This is a genomic window from Pseudomonas ceruminis, from assembly GCF_021602025.1.
Classification (GTDB): domain Bacteria; phylum Pseudomonadota; class Gammaproteobacteria; order Pseudomonadales; family Pseudomonadaceae; genus Aquipseudomonas; species Aquipseudomonas ceruminis.
This window is the reverse complement of the sequence record NZ_BQHW01000115.1, coordinates 1-201: the sequence shown is the minus strand read 5'-3', so window position 1 is coordinate 201 and position 201 is coordinate 1. Positions and strand designations below refer to the sequence as shown.

Annotated in this window: 1 protein-coding gene; it reads right to left on the bottom strand. The window is 65.7% G+C overall.

Going from position 1 to position 201, the window contains the following annotated elements:
• Nucleotides 1-201 (bottom strand): hypothetical protein (locus tag L6D80_RS30060; protein WP_236183126.1); only part of this gene is annotated, 201 nt, incomplete at both ends.

Here is a 201-nt window from a genome sequence, read left to right as displayed (position 1 = left end):
CAGTGATGGACTGGCCCTGGCTGGTCAGTTTGCCCTCGGCATCCGTTACCCGGGTGGTCAGGCTCTGCACCGCTGTGGCATCTGCCTTACCCGCCAGTTGGGTCAGGGCCGACTGCGCAGCTGCCGCGGCATCGGTGGCCACCTTATCGGTCACCGCAACCCATGCCGAACCGTTCCAGCGCTTCGGTGTGTTCGCGTTGC